This window comes from Candidatus Atribacteria bacterium (assembly GCA_011056645.1).
GTDB lineage: Bacteria > Atribacterota > Phoenicimicrobiia > Phoenicimicrobiales > Phoenicimicrobiaceae > Sediminicultor > Sediminicultor quartus.
This window is the reverse complement of sequence record DSEL01000031.1, coordinates 1-2,079: the sequence shown is the minus strand read 5'-3', so window position 1 is coordinate 2,079 and position 2,079 is coordinate 1. Positions and strand designations below refer to the sequence as shown.

2 protein-coding genes and 1 pseudogene are annotated in these 2,079 nt (G+C 32.9%); 1 reads left to right on the top strand and 2 read right to left on the bottom strand.

Annotated elements, in window-relative coordinates; translation table 11 throughout:
* The coding region (locus ENO17_01290) for a diguanylate cyclase (GenBank protein HER23691.1) at nt 1-122 on the top strand (122 nt) is incomplete at its 5' end.
* A 159-nt stretch (nt 123-281) separates the two neighbouring features.
* Here the strand turns inward: ENO17_01290 and ENO17_01285 are convergent.
* Nucleotides 282-997, bottom strand: a pseudogene (locus ENO17_01285) (hypothetical protein).
* Nucleotides 998-1,450: 453 nt separating this feature from the next.
* A complete protein-coding gene (locus ENO17_01280; GenBank protein ID HER23690.1) occupies nt 1,451-2,035 on the bottom strand; it encodes a cysteine hydrolase in 585 nt (194 codons plus the stop codon).
* Between the last annotated feature and the right edge of the window lie 44 nt (nt 2,036-2,079).

Sequence of the window (2,079 nt, the reverse complement as noted above, 5' to 3'; positions counted from 1 at the left end):
TAAGCTTTAGTATTGGTTTTTCCTGCTATAATCCCTCTAACCCTTTATCTATAAAAGAATTAATCAAAATAGCTGATGAGAATATGTATGAAGAGAAAAAAAGAAAAAAAAGAGATCATTAAAAATATCATCAACTTAAATATCATAGACGGGTAGAATTTAAAGATGCAGTATATACCTCACCTCCGAGGAAATACCCAGCAGGCGCTCGCTCTTCTTTAACGAGAGGGACTTTGCTGATTTCCTTGGCGTCTTATTTCTAGCGATAAAAAGAGTTCACTTCATAATTCCATTTCTGTATGATTTATATCGATGAAGCCTTTTTTAGCCTGACAGTTAAAATATTTTTTCAGCAATATTTCCAATTCTTCTGCTGCTTTCATCACTCTTTCTTTGTTGGTCTGGAATCCATCGATAGGAAAAAAGATATTTTTTGAATTTTCATCAATCTTACCAGTATTTGATTGTCTCCAAATCCATCTTCTGGTTCTAATTCTTTTAGAGTCAGCATAGACTAATTCTCCGTTATCCAAAACTTCCACTAACTCTTCTCCCAGAGGAATAAAGGCATCTCCCTTCCTGGAAAATCTTATCCCAATTTCTCCTTCCAAGGCATCCAGATCATGGGCTCCCATGGGTAGTATATACTTTAAAGAAATACGGTTTATCAAATCTACTACAGGATTTATGGAAGGTAAAACATTTCCCTTGGAGACTCTTTTTGCCATCGCTTCAACTGAACTCATAAATTTATTGGGATTAAGGTTTAATTGGGATTAAGGTTTAATTGATTAAAAGCATCTTTATAGGGAATAATCCCTTGATATTCTTTTAAGTTTATACCTTTAAGGTTATTCTCCATCTTGCTCATTTCAATTTTCATCAGATCATATATTTCTGGAATATTTTGCTGATTATTAATCTGATTTCCTACGACAATACCAAAATATAAATTCGGTAATTTTTCAAATACTTCAGCATAAACTTTAAATCCCATGGTTCACTCCTCTAAAATACTTTACTTTAAAAAAATCTCCAAACCAGGGTTTTTGCACTATCTATTACTCCTAATGGTTTATTCCCTGGTTCATCTCTTTAAAATAAAAAGTCTCCTCTTACAGGAGACTTTTTATCGACCGGCATCCCGATCTAAATTAACAAGCTTATCTTATAATTGTATTATAACTAAAAGGAATGATTTGTCAATAACTTGAAACCCTTTTTTCTATTTAATTCAACATTCCTAAATCATTCTAAGTACCCCACTAAAGTTTACACTAACAAACCCTTTTTTCCATTTTTATTCCTTGTTCCCGAGAGGAAAGGGTAGGGTGAAGGTGAGACATTTTCTTTCTCTTGACTCGGTCAGACAAAGGAATTGACAACCACTACTTTGTGGAGTATATTTGCGTTGTAAGGTTTCAAACATTTCCATAAGTGATACTCTTTTTTATATTTTTAGAAATTCCTCGGTCTTTAAAATATGGACATAACCTGCGGAAAGGGTCTGTGCCGAAGCAAGTTTAATCTGCTCTTGATTGAATATACCCAGATCCGGTGTACCGGTGGCATCGATAATAAAATCAACATAATAGTCTCGATCATGGGCGTCTCGAGCGGTAGATTCACAGCAAAAGTTAGTCATGAATCCCACAATAACCACCCGGTTAATCTTTAATTTATTTAAAAGATCAGCCAAGTCTGTATTAAAAAAGGAGTTATACCTATTTTTAATGATTTCCGTTGCGCCTTTAATTATTATAAGATCATCTATATATTCTGCTTCTAATGACCCTTTTTTAAATCCTATTTTTCTTGTTTTTCCGCTAAAATCATACATTCTGCCGGCATCAGAGCCATCAGGATTATGTAAATGTCTGATATAAATTATGGGTAGGTTTTTATTTTCAAAATATCGGATTATTTTATTAATATTTTCAACGACACTCTCCACATGATTTACTTTTAATCTAGAATGGTTTAAAGAATAAATCTTTTGGACGTCTATGACTAATAGAGCAATATTTTTCATCATTTTCTCCTTCCGGACGGTATAATAAAATGATAATTACTTAATTT

Excerpts from the sequence above, each read along its gene's own strand:
- ENO17_01280 (HER23690.1), bottom strand. The coding sequence starts at position 2,035 with ATGATGAAAAATATTGCTCTATTAGTCATAGACGTCCAAAAGATTTAT.